The sequence below is a fragment of the Promicromonospora sp. NPDC052451 genome (assembly GCF_044547525.1).
In the GTDB taxonomy this organism is placed as follows: Bacteria; Actinomycetota; Actinomycetes; order Actinomycetales; family Cellulomonadaceae; genus Promicromonospora.
Genome location: NZ_JBIUAP010000009.1, coordinates 127,429 through 142,024, shown reverse-complemented (window position 1 = coordinate 142,024; position 14,596 = coordinate 127,429). Strand labels below are relative to the sequence as shown.

Genomic DNA, 14,596 nt, shown 5'->3' with positions numbered 1-14,596 from the left:
CATGCCAGGACACGAAGGAGTGCCAATGCCTGAGACCACCGAGATCCGGAAGGGTCTGGCCGGCGTCGTCGCCGACACGTCGGCCATCTCGAAGGTCAACCCGGAGACCAACTCGCTGCTGTACCGGGGCTACCCCGTGCAGGAGCTGGCCGCGAAGAAGTCCTTCGAGGAGGTCGCCTATCTGCTGTGGCACGGCGAGCTGCCGACGGCCGCGCAGCTCGCTGAGCAGACCGCCGTCGAGCGGGTGCACCGCGAGCTGCCGGACAACATCCGGGACGCGATCCTGGAGCTGCCCACCGACTGCCACCCCATGGACGTGTGCCGCACCGCGGTGTCGATCCTGGGCGCCCACGACCCGCAGGCCGAGGACTCCTCGCCCGAGGCGGAGCTCGCCAAGGCGCTGCGGCTGTGGGCGGTCCTGCCCGCCGTCGTCGCCCTCGACCAGCGCCGCCGCCGGGGCCAGGAGATCGTGCACCCCCGCGAGGACCTGGGCTACTCCGCCAACTTCCTGTGGATGACGTTCGGCGAGGAGAAGGAACCTGCCGTCGTGCAGGCCTTCGAGGCGTCGATGGTGCTCTACGCGGAGCACTCGTTCAACGCGTCCACGTTCACCGCGCGCGTCATCACCTCGACGCTCGCCGACCTGCACTCGGCCGTGACGGGCGCCATCGGCGCCCTCAAGGGCCCGCTGCACGGCGGCGCGAACGAGGCCGTGCAGGCCACGTTCGAGGAGATCGGCTCGGCGGACCGGGCGGAGGCGTGGCTCGAGGACGCGCTGGCGAACAAGAAGAAGATCATGGGGTTCGGCCACCGGGTCTACAAGAACGGCGACTCCCGCGTGCCGACCATGCGCGCCGTGCTCGGTGACCTCGCCGAGCACTACGGCGACACCGAGGTGATCGCCCTGTACGACACGCTCGAGAACGCCATGGTCAGCCGCAAGAACATCAAGCCGAACCTGGACTACCCCGCCGGGCCGGCGTACCACCTGATCGGGTTCGACACGAACATCTTCACGCCGCTGTTCGTGGCCTCCCGGATCACCGGGTGGACGGCGCACGTCATGGAGCAGCGGGCCGCGAACTCGCTGATCCGGCCGGTGTGCGAGTACGTCGGACCGGAGCAGCGCGAGGTTCCCTGAACCGTCAGGTAGGGCGCCCGTTCCGTACTCCCAGGTGACACCCCTAGGATTATTGGACGGGCGTCCTACTTCGCACTGGGCAAAAGCCGACATCCCGCACGAGGCGGACGATCGCGTCGGGCCTGCACGCCACGCGGACGCCACGAGAGAGACCGATGACCCGGCAATCTCGTGACATTGAGGCAGACTGAGAGGTGGAAAAGACTGATGGACGAAAGTCCCCGACACGTGAGGACACCACTGGTGGACGACGAAGTCGTACTCTCTGCCCCCCTCTTCGCGGACATGGAAGGCGATGAGACACGCGCGCTCTTCGAGTCCATGGTGCCCGTGGAGCTGGTCCGGGGTGACGTGCTCTTCCGCGAGGGCGAACCGGGCGACCGCCTGTACGTCATCGCGCAGGGCAAGATCAAGCTGGGGCGCCGGTCGAGCGACGGCCGCGAGAACCTGCTGTCGATCCTGGGCCCGGGCGAGATGTTCGGTGAGCTGTCCCTGTTCGACCCGGGCCCCCGCACGGCGTCGGCGTCCTCCGTGTCGGACTCCGTGGTCTACGAGCTGCGGCACGAGTCCCTCGTGCGGTGGATCGCGGACCACCCCGGTGTCGCCACCCAGCTCCTGGGTGCGCTGGCACGCCGGCTGCGCCGCACCAACGAGACGCTGGCGGACCTCGTCTTCTCCGACGTCCCGGGCCGCGTGGCCAAGGCGCTGCTCGACCTCTCGACCCGCTTCGGCGAGCCCAACGACGACGGCATCCGCGTGGCGCACGACCTCACGCAGGAGGAGCTGGCACAGCTCGTCGGCGCGTCGCGCGAGACCGTGAACAAGGCGCTTGCCGACTTCGCGACCCGCGGGTGGGTCCGGCGCGAGGGGCGGGCTGTGGTGCTGCTGGACCTTGACCGGCTGGAGCGGCGGGCGCGCTGATCTGACGGAGGTCCGTGATCGGCAAAAGGTCAGGTGGTCGGCAACTCGGGTTGCCGACCACCTGACCTTTTGCCGATCACGGACCTCCGACGGACGGTCACCGCGTAAGAAAGGGACGCTGTTCACACACCCCGCGCCGTCAGCGTCATCAGCGTCGCCTCCGGCCGGCACGCGAACCGCACCTGGGCGTACGGGGACGTCCCGGCACCCGCCGAGACGTGCAGCCACGTCGAGTCCTCGCCGCCCTCGCGGTCGGGGCGCGGTCCCGGCCAGCCGTGCAGGCCCGAGGCCCGACCACGGTCCAGGTCGCAGTTCGTCACGAGCGCGCCGTAGTACGGCAGGCAGAGCTGCCCGCCGTGCGTGTGCCCCGCGATGATCGCGTCCACGCCGTCGTCCTTGAGCTGGTTCAGCACGCGCTGGTAGGGCGCGTGCACGACGCCGAGGCGCAGCACCGCGTCCTCCTCGCCCGGCACGCGGCCGGGCTCCGGCATGACGTCGCGGTCGAGGTGCGGGTCGTCCATCCCCACCAGCCCCACGGTGCGCCCGTCGCGCAGCTCGACGAGACCGCGACTGTTGTCGAGGTCTACCCAGCCGGCCTCCGTGAACGCCTTGGCGAGCGAACCGGAAGGGAGCTCCACCTTGTCGTCACGGTCCACCCGGGCGTCCCGGAGCAGGTACCGGGCCGGGTTCTTGAACGTCGGCGCGTAGTAGTCGTTCGACCCCATGACGAACGCGCCCGGCACGTCCATCAGCCGGCCCAGGACGTCGAGCAGCGGCGCCAGCGCCTGCGGGTGCCCGAAGTTGTCGCCCGTGTTGATGACGAGGTCGGGTTCGAGCTCGGCGAGCGACCGCACCCACGCCTGCTTGGTGTGCTGGCTCGGCGTGAGGTGCAGGTCGGACACCTGCAGCACCCGGATCGGCCGCTGCCCCGGCGGCAGCAGCGGCACCGTCACCCGGCGCACGCGGAACAGCTTGGTCTCCAGGTGCGCGTAGGCCAACCCGGCGACGGCGAGGCCCCCGGCGATCCCGAGCGCCTTGCCGACGTTACCCAGCGTGCCCATCCGGATCAGTCGTCCCCGCCGCGGTCGCCGCCGCCCGGACCGCCCGGACCACCGCCCGGACCGCCGGTGTCGCCTCCGCCGTCGCCGGAGTCGCCGCCGTCGGAGTCACCACCACCACCGTCGGAGTCACCACCGTCGTCGCTCTTGTCCGGCTTCGGGGCAGCCGGCTTCTTGCCCACGAGGTTCGGGTCGGCTGCGGGGAACGGCGTCGTCGGCAGGCCCACCATGGCCTGGTCCATGTACCGGCGCCACGTGGGCGCCGCGGCGGTTCCGCCGTACAGCGGGCCCACCTTGGCCGAGGCGTTGTACCAGGTGGTCGACGGCAGGATGACGTTCATGTGCTCGACCTCGCCGCTGGCCTCACCCACCCACACGGAGGTGGACAGCTCGGGCGTGTACCCGGTGAACCAGCTCTGGGTGGCGCCGTTGGTGGTACCGGTCTTGCCCGCCACCTGCCGACCGTCGGCGAGACCGGGCGCGATCGACCAGGCCGTGCCCCACGGGCTCGTGCTGAAGACCTTGGTCATGGCGTAGGCCACCGTGTTGGCGACGTTCGGCTCCAGGGTCTGCTTGCAGTTGGCCGACGGCACCTTCATCTTCTTGCCCTCGTGGTCCTTGACCTCGAGGATCGCGATGGGCTCGCAGTAGGTCCCGCCCGAGGCGAAGGTGGCGTAGGCGGCGGCCTGGTTGAGCGGCGTCGAGGCCTGGGTACCGAGCGTCATCGACGGGAAGACGTCGATGTCCTTCTGCTGCGGCTCGTCGATCGTCCGGAACGTGCCCTCACCCTCGTAGGTCAGGCCCGACGTCATCGGCCGGAAACCGACGTCCCACGCCGTCTTCTGGAGGTCGCACAGGTTGATCTGCTGCGACATGCGCGCGTAGACGGTGTTCAGCGACTGGAACGTGCCCTGGAGCACGCTGATGTTGCCGGACGTCGAGCCCTCCACGTTACCCACCTCCCACTGCGTGTGGGGGAGGTTGGCCACGCAGCCGTCGGCCGTGAACTCCGTCTGGTACGGCGCGTAGGGGCCGGCGCTCACCGAGTCGTAGAGCTGATGTCCGCTGCGCAGCCACTCGGCCAGCACGAACGGCTTGAAGTTCGACCCCACCGGAAAACCGCGCGAGTTGCCGTGGTTGTAGTCCGCCGAGTAGTTCTGCGCGGTCGTGCCCGCCGCGGGGTTCGACGTCGCGTCGTACGGGACGTTCTGCGCCATCGCCCGGATCTCGCCGGTACCCGGCACCACGGACGTCACAGCCGCCTCCAGCCCGTACGCGTTGTCCCCGGGCACACCCTCGACCACGGTCTTCTCGGCCGCCCGCTGCATCTTCATGTCGAGCGTCGTCACGATCCGCAGGCCGCCGCGGTAGAGCAGGTCGTAGCGGTCCTCGCGGGTCTTCCCGAACTCGGGGCTCGCCATGACCTCCTTGATGACGTAGTCGCAGAAGAACGCCGCGCCCTGCGCCGCGTCGCAGCCCACCTCGAGGGGCTGGACGTCGAGCGTGTCCGCCAGGGGCGTCGCCATGGCCTCGTCACGCTCGTCGGTGGTGATGTAGCCGAGCTGCCACATCTTGCCGATCACCAGGTTGCGGCGGACCTCCGCCTCCTCCGGGTTGGCGACCGGGTCGAACGCGCTCGGCGACTTCGTGATGCCGGCGATGGTGGCCGCCTCGACCACCGACAGCTTGCTCGACGACTTGTTGAAGTAGTACTGCGCCGCCGTCTCGACGCCGTAGACGCTGCGGCCGAACTGCGCGATGTTGAGGTAGCCCTGGAGGATCTCGTCCTTGGACATCTTCTTCTCGAGCGCGATCGCCAGCTTGGCCTCGCGGAGCTTGCGCGTGAGCGAGCTCTCGCTCGCCTCCAGGACGCCGAACGCGTCGTTGTCGCGCACCGCCTCCTCGATGAGCACGTTCTTCACGTACTGCTGCGTGAGCGTCGAGGCACCCTGCGTGTCGCCCCCGCCGAAGTTCTGCACCGCGGCGCGCGAGATGCCCTCGGGGTCCACTCCGCCGTGCGTGTAGAAGCGCTCGTCCTCGATGGCGATGACGGCGTGCTTCATGTTGTCGGCCACCTTGTCGAGCGGCACGACGATGCGGTTCTGGGCGTAGAACGTGGCCAGCTTGGTCTTGTTGTCGCTCGCGTAGATCACGGACTGCTCGGACAGCGGCCCGGGGACCATCTCGTCCGGCACCTCGTTGAACACCTCGACGCCCGTGTCCACCGCGGTGTCCACGCCCGAGGCGAGCGGGATCACCAGACCGGCAGCGATCACACCGCCGGCACCGGCGGTGAGCACGAAGGCGAGGAGGAGTCCGATGAGCTGGGCCGCTGGGATGGTCCGAGTGATCCGGCGCGGCTCGCGAGGGTTAGCCATGGCCATGCGCCCAGGTTACGGGGTGTCCCTGACAGGGCACGCCGAAAGGGGCGGCCCGCGGTGTGCAGGTCTCGTGCGGAATCGCCGGGGCCCGGAGCGGGCTAACATCACGGCATGGCAACGAAGTGGGAGTACGCGACGATCCCCCTCCTCATTCACAACACCAAGGCGATCCTCGACCAGTGGGGCTCGGACGGCTGGGAGCTCGTGCAGGTGGTCCCCGGACCCGACGGCACCGGGCTCGTCGCCTACCTGAAGCGGCCCACGGGCGGTGACGCATGAGCCACGAGCAGCGCCTCGCCGAGCTGGGCATCACGCTCCCCGAGGTCGCGGCCCCGGTCGCGGCCTACGTGCCGGCCGTGCAGACCGGCCGCCACGTCTACACCTCCGGCCAGCTCCCCTTCACCGCGGGCACCCTGGCCGCCACCGGCAAGGTGGGCGAGGGCGAGGGCCTGGTCTCCCCCGACGACGCCGCGGGCTACGCCCGCATCTGCGCCCTCAACGCGCTGGCCGCCGTCCGGTCGGTCACCGGCTCCCTCGACGCCGTCTCCCGGATCGTCAAGGTCGTCGGCTTCGTCGCCAGCGACCCGTCGTTCACCGGACAGCCCGGCGTGATCAACGGCGCCTCCACGGTGCTCGGCGAGATCTTCGGCGACGCCGGCCTGCACGCGCGCTCCGCCGTCGGCGTGGCGGTCCTTCCGCTGGACGCGCCGGTCGAGGTGGAGCTCGTCGTCGAGCTGGTCTGACGCCCGCAGACGTGGCCCGGAACGGGAGTGATCGGACCCACTCCGCATTCGGTTTCCGTTCCGGGCCATGCGTCGGCTATTCTGAGCAGGCTTCCGCGGACGGGCTTCGTGCTTGACGTGCGGTGGGCTCCATCGGGGTGTGGCGCAGCTTGGTAGCGCGCTTCGTTCGGGACGAAGAGGTCGCAGGTTCAAATCCTGTCACCCCGACCATGTGAAAGGCCCTCTGACCAGCAGAAATGCTGAGTCGGAGGGCTTTTTCGCGTCCGCAGGCCAGCGCTCGGCGCGGGGCTTGTCGGCCGGCGAGGTTCCCGATAGGAATGAGCACGTGACCGAACAACGCCGCGCCTCCGACGCCGTCACGGCGACGTCCCTCGCGGTACTCGCCTGCTGCGTGCTGGCCCTGACCGTCAAGGTGTTCGCCGGTAGCCCCTTCGAGATCGACCAGCCCAGGGTCCTGGAGCAGCGAGCCCTGGAGCAGCATGTGGTCGACGCCGTCAGCTACGGCGCGCGCACGCCCGTCCGCACGCAGGACGTGATCTGCCCCGCGTCGGTGGTGGTCGAGGTGGGCCGGACGTTCGAGTGCCGGGTCGACGTCGACGGCGACTCGACCTGGGTCGACGTCGAGATCAAGGACGAGCTGGGGTCGCTGTCCGCGACCGAGCAGGAGTAGACGCCCCCTGCACCGGCCCCGCCTGGTGCGAGACTGGACGCCTACCTTGATCCGGGAGGCACCTGATGGATCCGTTCGTTCTGGTCGGCGGCGGCCTGACCACTGCCCGTGCCGCGGAGGCACTGCGCACCGAGGGGTACGACGGCGACCTGGTGGTCGTCACCACCGAGCCCCATCACCCCTACGAGCGCCCACCGCTGAGCAAGGACTACCTGCGCGGCGAGGCGGAGCGCGACGCCGTCTTCCCGCTGGAGGAGGCCTGGTACGGCGAGCACGGCGTCGACGTCCGCACGGGCGAGACCGCCGTGGGCCTCGACCCCGCGAGCCGCACCCTCACCCTGTCCGACGGCGCCACCCTCACCTTCGCGAAGGCCCTCCTCGCCCCGGGGTCGACGCCGCGCACGCTGAGCGTGCCGGGGAGCGATCTCGCCGGCGTGCACTACCTGCGCACGATCGACGACTCCGACCGCATCTCCGCCCAGCTGCTGGAGGCCTCGCTGGAGGGCGTGGGCCGGCTCGTCGTGGTCGGCGACGGATGGATCGGCCTGGAGGTGGCAGCGTCCGCGCGGACCCTCGGCCTGGACGTCACCGTCGTGGGCCGGGGCACACACCCGCTCGGCCGGGTGCTGGGCACCGAGATGAGCGACTTCTACGCGAGGGTCCACACCGAGCACGGCGTCCGGTTGCAGCGCGGCGTGTCCGTCACCGGCCTGCGGGGCGCCGACGGCCGCGTAACCGGCGTCGACCTGTCCGACGGCACGCACCTGGGCGCGGACGTCGTCGTGGTCGGCGTGGGCGTCACGCCGAACATCGGCCTGGCCGAGGCTGCGGGCCTGGATCTGCGGGACGCCGCGCTCGGCGGCGGGGTCGCCGTGGACGGCACGCTGGCCACCTCCCACCCCGACGTGTTCGCCGGCGGCGACATCGCGAGCATCCCGTCGCCGCACTACGGGCGCCCGCTGCGCGTGGAGCACTGGGCGATCGCCCAGGAGACCGGCACCCATGCCGGCAAGGCGATGCTCGGTGCCGCCGACCCGTACGACAAGCTGCCGTACTTCTACAGCGACCAGTACGACGTGGGCATGGAGTACACCGGCTGGGTGGACGTCCGGGCCGGGTACGACGACGTGGTGGTCTCCGGGGACGCCGACAAGCGCGAGTTCGTGGCGTTCTGGCGCGTCGACGGCCAGGTCGTCGCGGGCATGGCCGTGAACGTCTGGGAGCAGATGGAGCGAGTGGAAGAGCTGATCCGGTCCGGCCGCAAGGTGCCGACGACGGAGCTGGAGGGCTTCGTCGGCTGAGATGGGGGCGTGGAACCTTCTGCGATCACTAGCGCAGCAACCCTGCTAACGCGAGCGTAGAATCCCTGCTAACGCTAGTGTAGATCCGTGGCAATCTACGAACGGCGGCTCTTGGACGAGCGGCTCGATGACCGCCAGCCTCGCTTGCGCGCCATCGCGCTGCAGGGTCCCAAGGGAGTTGGGAAGACGGCGACCGCGACCGAGCGCGCACGGACGGTGCTCTCGCTCCAGCGGGCAGAGATTCGCGAGCAGTTCACCGCAGACCCGGACGTCTTCCGCACTTTGCCCGGCCCCGTGCTGATCGACGAGTGGCAGCGATGGCCAGAGTCGTGGGATCGCGTGCGGGAGGCGGTCGACGACGGTATTCCGCACGGACATGTGATCCTCGCGGGAAGCTCGGCCCCGCGAGGAGCGACAGTCCACTCGGGGGCGGGCCGGATCGTTCCATTCAGAATGCGCCCGCTGAGCTTCGAGGAACGCCAGGTCGAACAGCCGCACGTGAGCCTTGCCGCGTTGCTCACGGGCGAGAAGCCCGAGGTCAGCGCATCGACTGACGTCACGCTCTCTGACTACGTCGAGGAGATCGTCGCGTCAGGCCTGCCCGGGATCCGGCCTGAGGACTCAGAAAGTCGCCTGGACCTGCTGGACGCCTACGTGGACAACATCGTCCAGCGCGAGTTTCCCGAGCAGGGGTACGCAGTGCGGAGACCGGACACACTCCGCCGTTGGCTCACCGCGTACGCGGCCGCGACCTCGACGACGACCAGCTACAACCGCATCATCGACGCGGCTACGCCCGGCGAGTCGGACAAGCCAGCGCTGTCGACGACCATCACGTACCGGGACGCGCTCACGGGACTGTGGCTCCTGGACGCGCTGCCAGCCTGGTCTCCCAGCCGCAACTCCTTCGACAGGCTCGTCACCTCACCCAAGCACCAGCTCGCTGACCCCGCTCTCGCCGCGCGGCTCCTCGGCGCCACCCAGGACTCGCTGCGACTCGGTCGGCACAGCGCGCTCCTCGGGCCGCTCTTCGAGCACCTCGTGGCGCTGAGCGTCCAGACGTATGCCGACATCAACCGTGCGCGGACTTATCACCTCCGCACCCGCAACGGCGATCACGAGGTCGACCTGGTCGTCGAACGCCGAGACGGCGCCGTCGTCGCTCTGGAGACCAAGCTGGCCGCGAGCGTGAGCGATGCCGACGTCAAGCACCTGCACTGGCTCCGGGAGCGCATCGGCGACGAACTCCTGGACGCCGCAGTCATCACGACCGGCGGGCATGCCTACCGTCGTCGCGACGGGATCGCGGTGGTGCCGCTGTCCTTGCTCGGCCACTGACGGCAGTATCGGTGTGCCCTGACTCGGCAGAACGAGCACGCCGAGTCAGGGCACCGAGCTCAGCCCCGCCGCTCCCGCACGGCCTTCGCCAGCTCGCGCAGCAGGTCCTCGGTGGTGTCCCAGTCCATGCACTTGTCCGTGACCGACTGGCCGTAGGTGAGCTCGGACAGCGGGCCGGGCTTCTGCGCCCCGGCCACCAGGAAGCTCTCCATCATGAGGCCGGTGATGCCGTGCTCGCCGTCGGCGATGCGGTTGGCGATCTCGTGCACCACGCCCGCCTGGCGCACGTGGTCCTTGCCCGAGTTGCCGTGGCTCGCGTCGACGATCACGCCGTTCTCGACGGCGCCGCCCAGCCCGGAGGTGCGGGCCACGCGCAGCGCGGCGGCGACGTCCTCCGGCGAGTAGTTGGGGCCGGAGCGACCGCCGCGCAGGATGACGTGGCAGTCGGGGTTGCCGGTGGTCTCGACGGCGGCGGCACGGCCCTCGCCGTCGGCCCCGAAGAAGGTGTGCTCGCTGGCGGCGGTGATGCAGCCGTCGACGGCGATCTGGACGTCGCCGTCGGTCGCGTTCTTGAACCCGACCGGCATGGACAGGCCCGAGGCGAGCTGGCGGTGCACCTGCGACTCCGCGTTGCGCGCGCCGATGGCGCCCCAGGTGACGGCGTCGGCGATGTACTGCGGGCTGGTCGGCTCCAGGAACTCGGCGGCGGCGGGGACGCCGGCGTCGAGCACGCCGAGCAGCACCTCACGGGCCAGGCTCAGGCCGTGCCGCACGTCGTGCGTGCCGTCCAGGTGCGGGTCGTTGATGAGGCCCTTCCAGCCCACCGTGGTGCGCGGCTTCTCGAAGTACACCCGCATGACCACGACCAGGTCGTCGGACAGCTCGCGCCGGAGCGTGGCGAGCCGGGAGGCGTACTCCAGCGCGGCGGCCGGGTCGTGCACGGAGCACGGGCCGACGATCGTCAGCAGGCGGTCGTCCTCGCCGGTCAGCACGTCACGCACCTCACGGCGCGAGGTGGTGACGAGGTCGCTGCGGGCGGTACCGAGCGGCATCGACGCCAGCAGGGCGTTCGGCGCGGGCAGCGGGTCGAGGGCGCGGATGCGCAGGTCGGAGGTGCGGGTACCGAGGTCGGTCGCCTCGGTGCTGGGTTCCGCGGGGGTGATGCTCATCGGGATCGGGGCTCCAAGTTGGCGGGGATCTGGTTCGAGGAACCGGACGGCCCGCCACCGACTCCTGGTCCGGAGCGGCCCGTCTGGTAAAGACGAAGGGCCTGGACGCGATCGGCGTCCCAGGCCCTGGCTCCGGGTGGAAAGTTGGTCAGGCGCGCGCCCGCCGGGCTCCACCAGGAGCCGACGTAAAGCGCCAATACCAACGGATGTCCACGGCGAAAACGGTAGCCGCACCCCCGGCGGCTGTCCACCGGTTCCCACGATGCGGTCGATCACAGTCGCCGCTACCGGGCGTAACGCTCCACGAAGGCCCGCAGCACGCGCATCGGCTCGGTGACCGGCACGGAGGCGCACCGCTCCCGGACGAGCTCCGCCTCCGCCGGCGGGAAGTACCCGTAGTCCCGGTAGACCGCGATGCGCTGCTCGATGCCCGGGACGTCGAGCTCCGGGTGGAACTGGGTGGCGTAGAGGTTCTGCTTGATCCGGAACATCTGCACCGGGCACCCCGCCGAGGAGGCGAGCAGCACGGCGTGGTCCGGCAGCTTGCGGACGGCCTCCTTGTGCCCCACGTACGCGGCGAAGGCCTGCGGCATGTCCGCGAGCAGCGGGTCCGACGCCGCCTCCGGCGTCAGCTCCACCGTCACCGGCCCCACGGGCTCCGCGTACGTCGCGTCGATCACCGCGCCCTGGTGCGCGCCCAGCGTGCCGACGCCGTAGCACGCGCCGAGGAACGGGAAGTCGCGCGCCACGATCTGGTCGAGCAGCCCGCCGAGCTCCGCCTCCACGCGGCGCTGCGTGGCGCTCTTGCGCTCCGGTGCCTCCGAGGAGTTGAACGGGCCCCCGCCCACCAGCACGCCGGAGTAGTCGTCCAGGTCCACCGGCGGCAGCGGGTCGCGCTCGAGGCGGACGCGGTGGAGCTGCTCCGGGGCGAGGCCCCCGTACCGCAGGAACGCCTCGTGCTCACCGTCCGCGGCGAGGTCTTCCGCACGCGTCGCGAGCAGCAGGAACGGCTTCATGACATGAGGGTAGGGGAGATCAGCGGGTCGTGGAGCGGCGCGCCCACCAGGTCGCGAGGGCGGCACCGGAGAGGTTGTGCCAGACCGAGAACAGCGCGGCGGGCAGGGCCGCGGCGGGGGTGAAGTGGGTCGCCGCCAGGCTCGCCGCGAGGCCCGAGTTCTGCATGCCCACCTCGATGCTCACCGCCCGGCGCGCGGGGCGGTCCAGCCGGGCCGCGACGGCGGTGCCGTAGCCGAGCAGCAGCCCCAGGAGGTTGTGCGTGATCACGGCGAGCGCCAGCAGCAGCCCGGTCGACAGCACGGTCCCGGCGTTGGCGGCCACCACGCCGAGCACCACCAGGACGATGCCGCCCACGGACACCAGGGGCAGGAACGGCAGCACCCGCTCCACGAACCGCCCGGCGACGGCGCGCACCACGAGGCCGGCCAGCACCGGCACGAGCACCACCTGGACGATCGAGCCGAACAGGTCGGCGAACCCGACGTCGAGGCTCTCGTCGGCCAGCCACAGGATGAGCAGCGGGGTGAGGAACGGCGCGAGCAGGGTGGAGATCGCCGTCATGGTCACCGACAGGGCGGTGTCGCCCTTGCCGAGGTAGACGATCACGTTGGAGGCGGTGCCACCGGGTGCGGCCCCGACCAGGATCATGCCGAGCAGGGCCATGCCGGTCAGCCCGTACAGCCCGCTCACGCCCCAGGCGAGGAGCGGCATGATGACGAACTGCGCGAGGACGCCGATGAGCACCGCCCACGGGCGCCGGGCCACGAGGGCGAAGTCGCTCCCCCGCAGGGTGAGCCCCATGCCGAACATCACGATCCCGAGGAACAGGGGGATGTGCGCCGCGAGCGGCGCGAGCTGGGCCGGCGCGAGCAGCCCGGCGATCCCGCCGATCAGCACCAGTACCGCGAACCAGCGTCCGGCCAGATCGGCGATCGTGCGCAGCGTCCTCATCGTGTGTCCCCCTCGGCGTCGGCATCGGCCGGGGGTCACCGTAGACCCGGCCCTGCGCTCGGCAGGGCCGGGTCCGAGGAGTGGTCAGGTCCAGCGGAAGAGCTTCACGCCGAGCGGGAAGAGCACCACGGTCCACGCGAGGAGCACGAGCACCTGGGCGAGCGGGAAGCCCTCGTTGCCGAACCAGCCGACGGTGAGGCCCTGGGCGGCCGCACCGAGCGGCAGGTAGAGGCCGATCCGTTCCATCCAGTCGGGCATGACCGACAGGGGCACCCACACCCCGGAGAACATCAGGGACGGGAAGTAGATCAGCATCCCCAGGCCGGACGCGGTGGTGCCCTTCTCGGCCCGTGCCGCCACGAGCAGGCCGAGGGAGAACATCGCGGTCGTGGACAGCACGAGCACCAGCAGCACGGTCAGCGGGTCGGCCGCGAACGGCACGCCCAGCACCAGCATGGCGCCGACGACGGCCGCGCTCGCCGACACGATCAGTGCGAGCACGTTGATCACCATGTGCGCGCCGATCAGGTTCTGCGGGGGCATCGGCGTGGTCGACAGGCGCTTGAGGATGCCCTTCTCCCGGAAGGTGGCGAACTGCACCGGCATGGTCGTCAGCGCGATGGTGCCCACGGCGAGGGCGATGACGGTGGGCAGGTAGCTGGTCACGCCGGGTGCCTCGTTCCAGGGCGGCGGCGCGTCGGTCATCGGCTCCGCGAAGGCCGGGATGGCCAGGCCGAGGCCGAGCAGGAGCATGGTGGGGAACACGAGCGCGAAGAAGACCGCGGTCGGGTCCCGCAGCCACACCTTGAGCTCGGTGGCGAGCAGGGTTCGGAAACCGCGGGCGCGGCGCCTGCCGACCCGGGTGGTCGTGGTGGGTTCGACGACGGTCACGCCGCCACCTCCTCGTTCTCCTCCGGGCGGTACTGACGCCCGGTGACCTGCACGAACACATCTTCCAGGGTGCGCTCGACGGTCCGCACGTCGTCGGGGACGACGTCGGCGGCAGCGAGCGCCTGCACCACCGCGAACAGCACCTTGCGGGTGCCGGTCACCTCGATCTCGACCCCGGCGGACGTGGCACCGGCGACGTCGTCGTCACGCTCCGACAGCGCGGTGAGGAGCTGGAGCGCGCGGGCGCGGGCGGCGTCGTCGGCGAACCGGAGGCGGACGCCCCGGTGGCCCTCCAGGCCCTCGATCAGGGCGGACGGCGCGCCCTGCGCGACGACGCGGCCGCCGTCGATGACGACGAGCCGGTCGCACAGCCGCTCGGCCTCCTCCATGAAGTGGGTGACCAGCAGGACGGTGACCCCGGAGTCGCGGACCCGCTCGACCAGGTCCCAGGTCGCGCGGCGAGCGGCGGGGTCGAGCCCGGTGGTGAGCTCGTCGAGGATGGCCACCTGCGGGCGGCCGACGAGCGCGAGCGCGATCGAGAGACGCTGCTTCTGCCCGCCGGAGAGCTTGCCGAACTGCTGGTCCCGCTGGGCGGTCAGGTCGAGGAGGTCCAGGAGCTCGGCGGGGTCGGCGGACCGGGCGTAGAACCCACCGAAGACGTCGAGCGCCTCCCCCACCGTGATCTTGTCGTGCAGGGCGGCCTCCTGGAGCTGCACGCCCACGTGCTCGCGCACCGACATCGGGTCGGCCTGGGGGTCGTGCCCCAGCACCCGCACGGTGCCGCCGTCCGCGTGCCGCAGGCCCGCGACACACTCGACGGTGGTGGTCTTGCCGGCCCCGTTGGGGCCGAGGATCCCGAAGATCTCGCCGCGCTCGACCTGGAAGCTCACGTCGGCGACGGCGGTCTTGGGTGGTGCGGCGCGCCCGGCGCCGGGATAGGTCTTGCGCAGGTTGCGGACATCGACGACTGGGGACGTCATGGTCGCTCCTTCGAGGCTCAGGGGGACGAGCAGGG

Annotated in this window: 14 protein-coding genes and 1 tRNA gene; 8 read left to right on the top strand and 7 right to left on the bottom strand. The window is 70.7% G+C overall.

The annotated features are described in order from the left end of the window. Positions 1–25 precede the first annotated feature (25 nt). Positions 26–1,141 carry a bifunctional 2-methylcitrate synthase/citrate synthase gene (locus ACIG47_RS17250; protein ID WP_397432232.1) on the top strand — a complete coding sequence of 372 codons (1,116 nt, stop codon included), beginning with the start codon at positions 26–28 and terminating at the stop codon, positions 1,139–1,141. A gap of 243 nt (positions 1,142–1,384) precedes the next feature. After that, the gene (locus ACIG47_RS17245) at positions 1,385–2,062 is read left to right on the top strand and encodes a Crp/Fnr family transcriptional regulator (RefSeq protein ID WP_397413274.1); all 678 of its coding nucleotides are present in this window, start codon (positions 1,385–1,387) and stop codon (positions 2,060–2,062) included. A 122-nt stretch (positions 2,063–2,184) separates the two neighbouring features. Here the strand turns inward: ACIG47_RS17245 and ACIG47_RS17240 are convergent, their stop codons facing one another. Both ACIG47_RS17240 and ACIG47_RS17235 read right to left on the bottom strand, forming a co-directional pair. Then, positions 2,185–3,123, bottom strand: coding sequence for a metallophosphoesterase (locus ACIG47_RS17240; RefSeq protein ID WP_397432230.1), 939 nt, complete (start codon positions 3,121–3,123; stop codon positions 2,185–2,187). 5 nt (positions 3,124–3,128) lie between these two features. After that, a complete protein-coding gene (locus ACIG47_RS17235; protein ID WP_397432228.1) occupies positions 3,129–5,504 on the bottom strand; it encodes a transglycosylase domain-containing protein in 2,376 nt (791 codons plus the stop codon). Between the two features lie 108 nt (positions 5,505–5,612). On the opposite strand from ACIG47_RS17235, the gene ACIG47_RS17230 reads away from it, so the two are divergent. The 6 genes from ACIG47_RS17230 (at position 5,613) to ACIG47_RS17205 (ending at position 9,553) form a co-directional block, all read left to right on the top strand. Next, positions 5,613–5,780, top strand: coding sequence for a DUF4177 domain-containing protein (locus tag ACIG47_RS17230; protein WP_020017885.1), 168 nt, complete (start codon positions 5,613–5,615; stop codon positions 5,778–5,780). Continuing rightward, a complete protein-coding gene (locus ACIG47_RS17225; protein WP_397413264.1) occupies positions 5,777–6,244 on the top strand; it encodes a RidA family protein in 468 nt (155 codons plus the stop codon). The genes ACIG47_RS17230 and ACIG47_RS17225 overlap by 4 nt, the downstream gene beginning before the upstream one ends. A gap of 133 nt (positions 6,245–6,377) precedes the next feature. Continuing rightward, a tRNA-Pro gene (locus ACIG47_RS17220) sits at positions 6,378–6,454 on the top strand. Positions 6,455–6,569: 115 nt separating this feature from the next. Further along, positions 6,570–6,914, top strand: coding sequence for a DUF4333 domain-containing protein (locus tag ACIG47_RS17215; protein WP_397432227.1), 345 nt, complete (start codon positions 6,570–6,572; stop codon positions 6,912–6,914). Between the two features lie 65 nt (positions 6,915–6,979). Beyond that, positions 6,980–8,215 (top strand): NAD(P)/FAD-dependent oxidoreductase, encoded by a 1,236-nt coding sequence (locus ACIG47_RS17210; protein WP_397432226.1) that lies wholly within the window; start codon positions 6,980–6,982, stop codon positions 8,213–8,215. Positions 8,216–8,302: 87 nt separating this feature from the next. Beyond that, positions 8,303–9,553 (top strand): ATP-binding protein, encoded by a 1,251-nt coding sequence (locus ACIG47_RS17205; protein ID WP_397432224.1) that lies wholly within the window; start codon positions 8,303–8,305, stop codon positions 9,551–9,553. Positions 9,554–9,612: 59 nt separating this feature from the next. Here the strand turns inward: ACIG47_RS17205 and ACIG47_RS17200 are convergent, their stop codons facing one another. The 5 genes from ACIG47_RS17200 to ACIG47_RS17180 all read right to left on the bottom strand — a co-directional run bounded on the left by ACIG47_RS17200 (position 9,613) and on the right by ACIG47_RS17180 (position 14,561). Beyond that, entirely contained in the window at positions 9,613–10,722 is a 1,110-nt protein-coding gene (locus ACIG47_RS17200) for a 3-deoxy-7-phosphoheptulonate synthase (RefSeq protein WP_397432222.1), read from the bottom strand. 284 nt (positions 10,723–11,006) lie between these two features. Continuing rightward, on the bottom strand, positions 11,007–11,738 hold the full coding sequence (locus ACIG47_RS17195) for a glutamine amidotransferase (protein WP_397413258.1): 732 nt from the start codon (positions 11,736–11,738) through the stop codon (positions 11,007–11,009). A gap of 19 nt (positions 11,739–11,757) precedes the next feature. Beyond that, positions 11,758–12,690: a bile acid:sodium symporter family protein gene (locus ACIG47_RS17190; protein WP_397413256.1), complete on the bottom strand. Its 933-nt coding sequence runs from the start codon at positions 12,688–12,690 to the stop codon at positions 11,758–11,760. 84 nt (positions 12,691–12,774) lie between these two features. Further along, positions 12,775–13,581: an ABC transporter permease gene (locus tag ACIG47_RS17185; protein WP_397432221.1), complete on the bottom strand. Its 807-nt coding sequence runs from the start codon at positions 13,579–13,581 to the stop codon at positions 12,775–12,777. Continuing rightward, entirely contained in the window at positions 13,578–14,561 is a 984-nt protein-coding gene (locus ACIG47_RS17180) for an ABC transporter ATP-binding protein (RefSeq protein ID WP_397432219.1), read from the bottom strand. The genes ACIG47_RS17185 and ACIG47_RS17180 overlap by 4 nt, the downstream gene beginning before the upstream one ends. Between the last annotated feature and the right edge of the window lie 35 nt (positions 14,562–14,596).

Bases quoted from the DNA above. Each gene is read 5' to 3' on its own strand.
- ACIG47_RS17230 (WP_020017885.1), top strand. From the start codon at position 5,613: ATGGCAACGAAGTGGGAGTACGCGACGATCCCCCTCCTCATTCACAAC.
- ACIG47_RS17240 (WP_397432230.1), bottom strand. From the start codon at position 3,123: ATGGGCACGCTGGGTAACGTCGGCAAGGCGCTCGGGATCGCCGGGGGC.
- ACIG47_RS17200 (WP_397432222.1), bottom strand. From the start codon at position 10,722: ATGAGCATCACCCCCGCGGAACCCAGCACCGAGGCGACCGACCTCGGT.
- ACIG47_RS17210 (WP_397432226.1), top strand. From the start codon at position 6,980: ATGGATCCGTTCGTTCTGGTCGGCGGCGGCCTGACCACTGCCCGTGCC.
- ACIG47_RS17190 (WP_397413256.1), bottom strand. From the start codon at position 12,690: ATGAGGACGCTGCGCACGATCGCCGATCTGGCCGGACGCTGGTTCGCG.
- ACIG47_RS17195 (WP_397413258.1), bottom strand. From the start codon at position 11,738: ATGAAGCCGTTCCTGCTGCTCGCGACGCGTGCGGAAGACCTCGCCGCG.
- ACIG47_RS17225 (WP_397413264.1), top strand. From the start codon at position 5,777: ATGAGCCACGAGCAGCGCCTCGCCGAGCTGGGCATCACGCTCCCCGAG.
- ACIG47_RS17235 (WP_397432228.1), bottom strand. From the start codon at position 5,504: ATGGCCATGGCTAACCCTCGCGAGCCGCGCCGGATCACTCGGACCATC.
- ACIG47_RS17250 (WP_397432232.1), top strand. From the start codon at position 26: ATGCCTGAGACCACCGAGATCCGGAAGGGTCTGGCCGGCGTCGTCGCC.
- ACIG47_RS17180 (WP_397432219.1), bottom strand. From the start codon at position 14,561: ATGACGTCCCCAGTCGTCGATGTCCGCAACCTGCGCAAGACCTATCCC.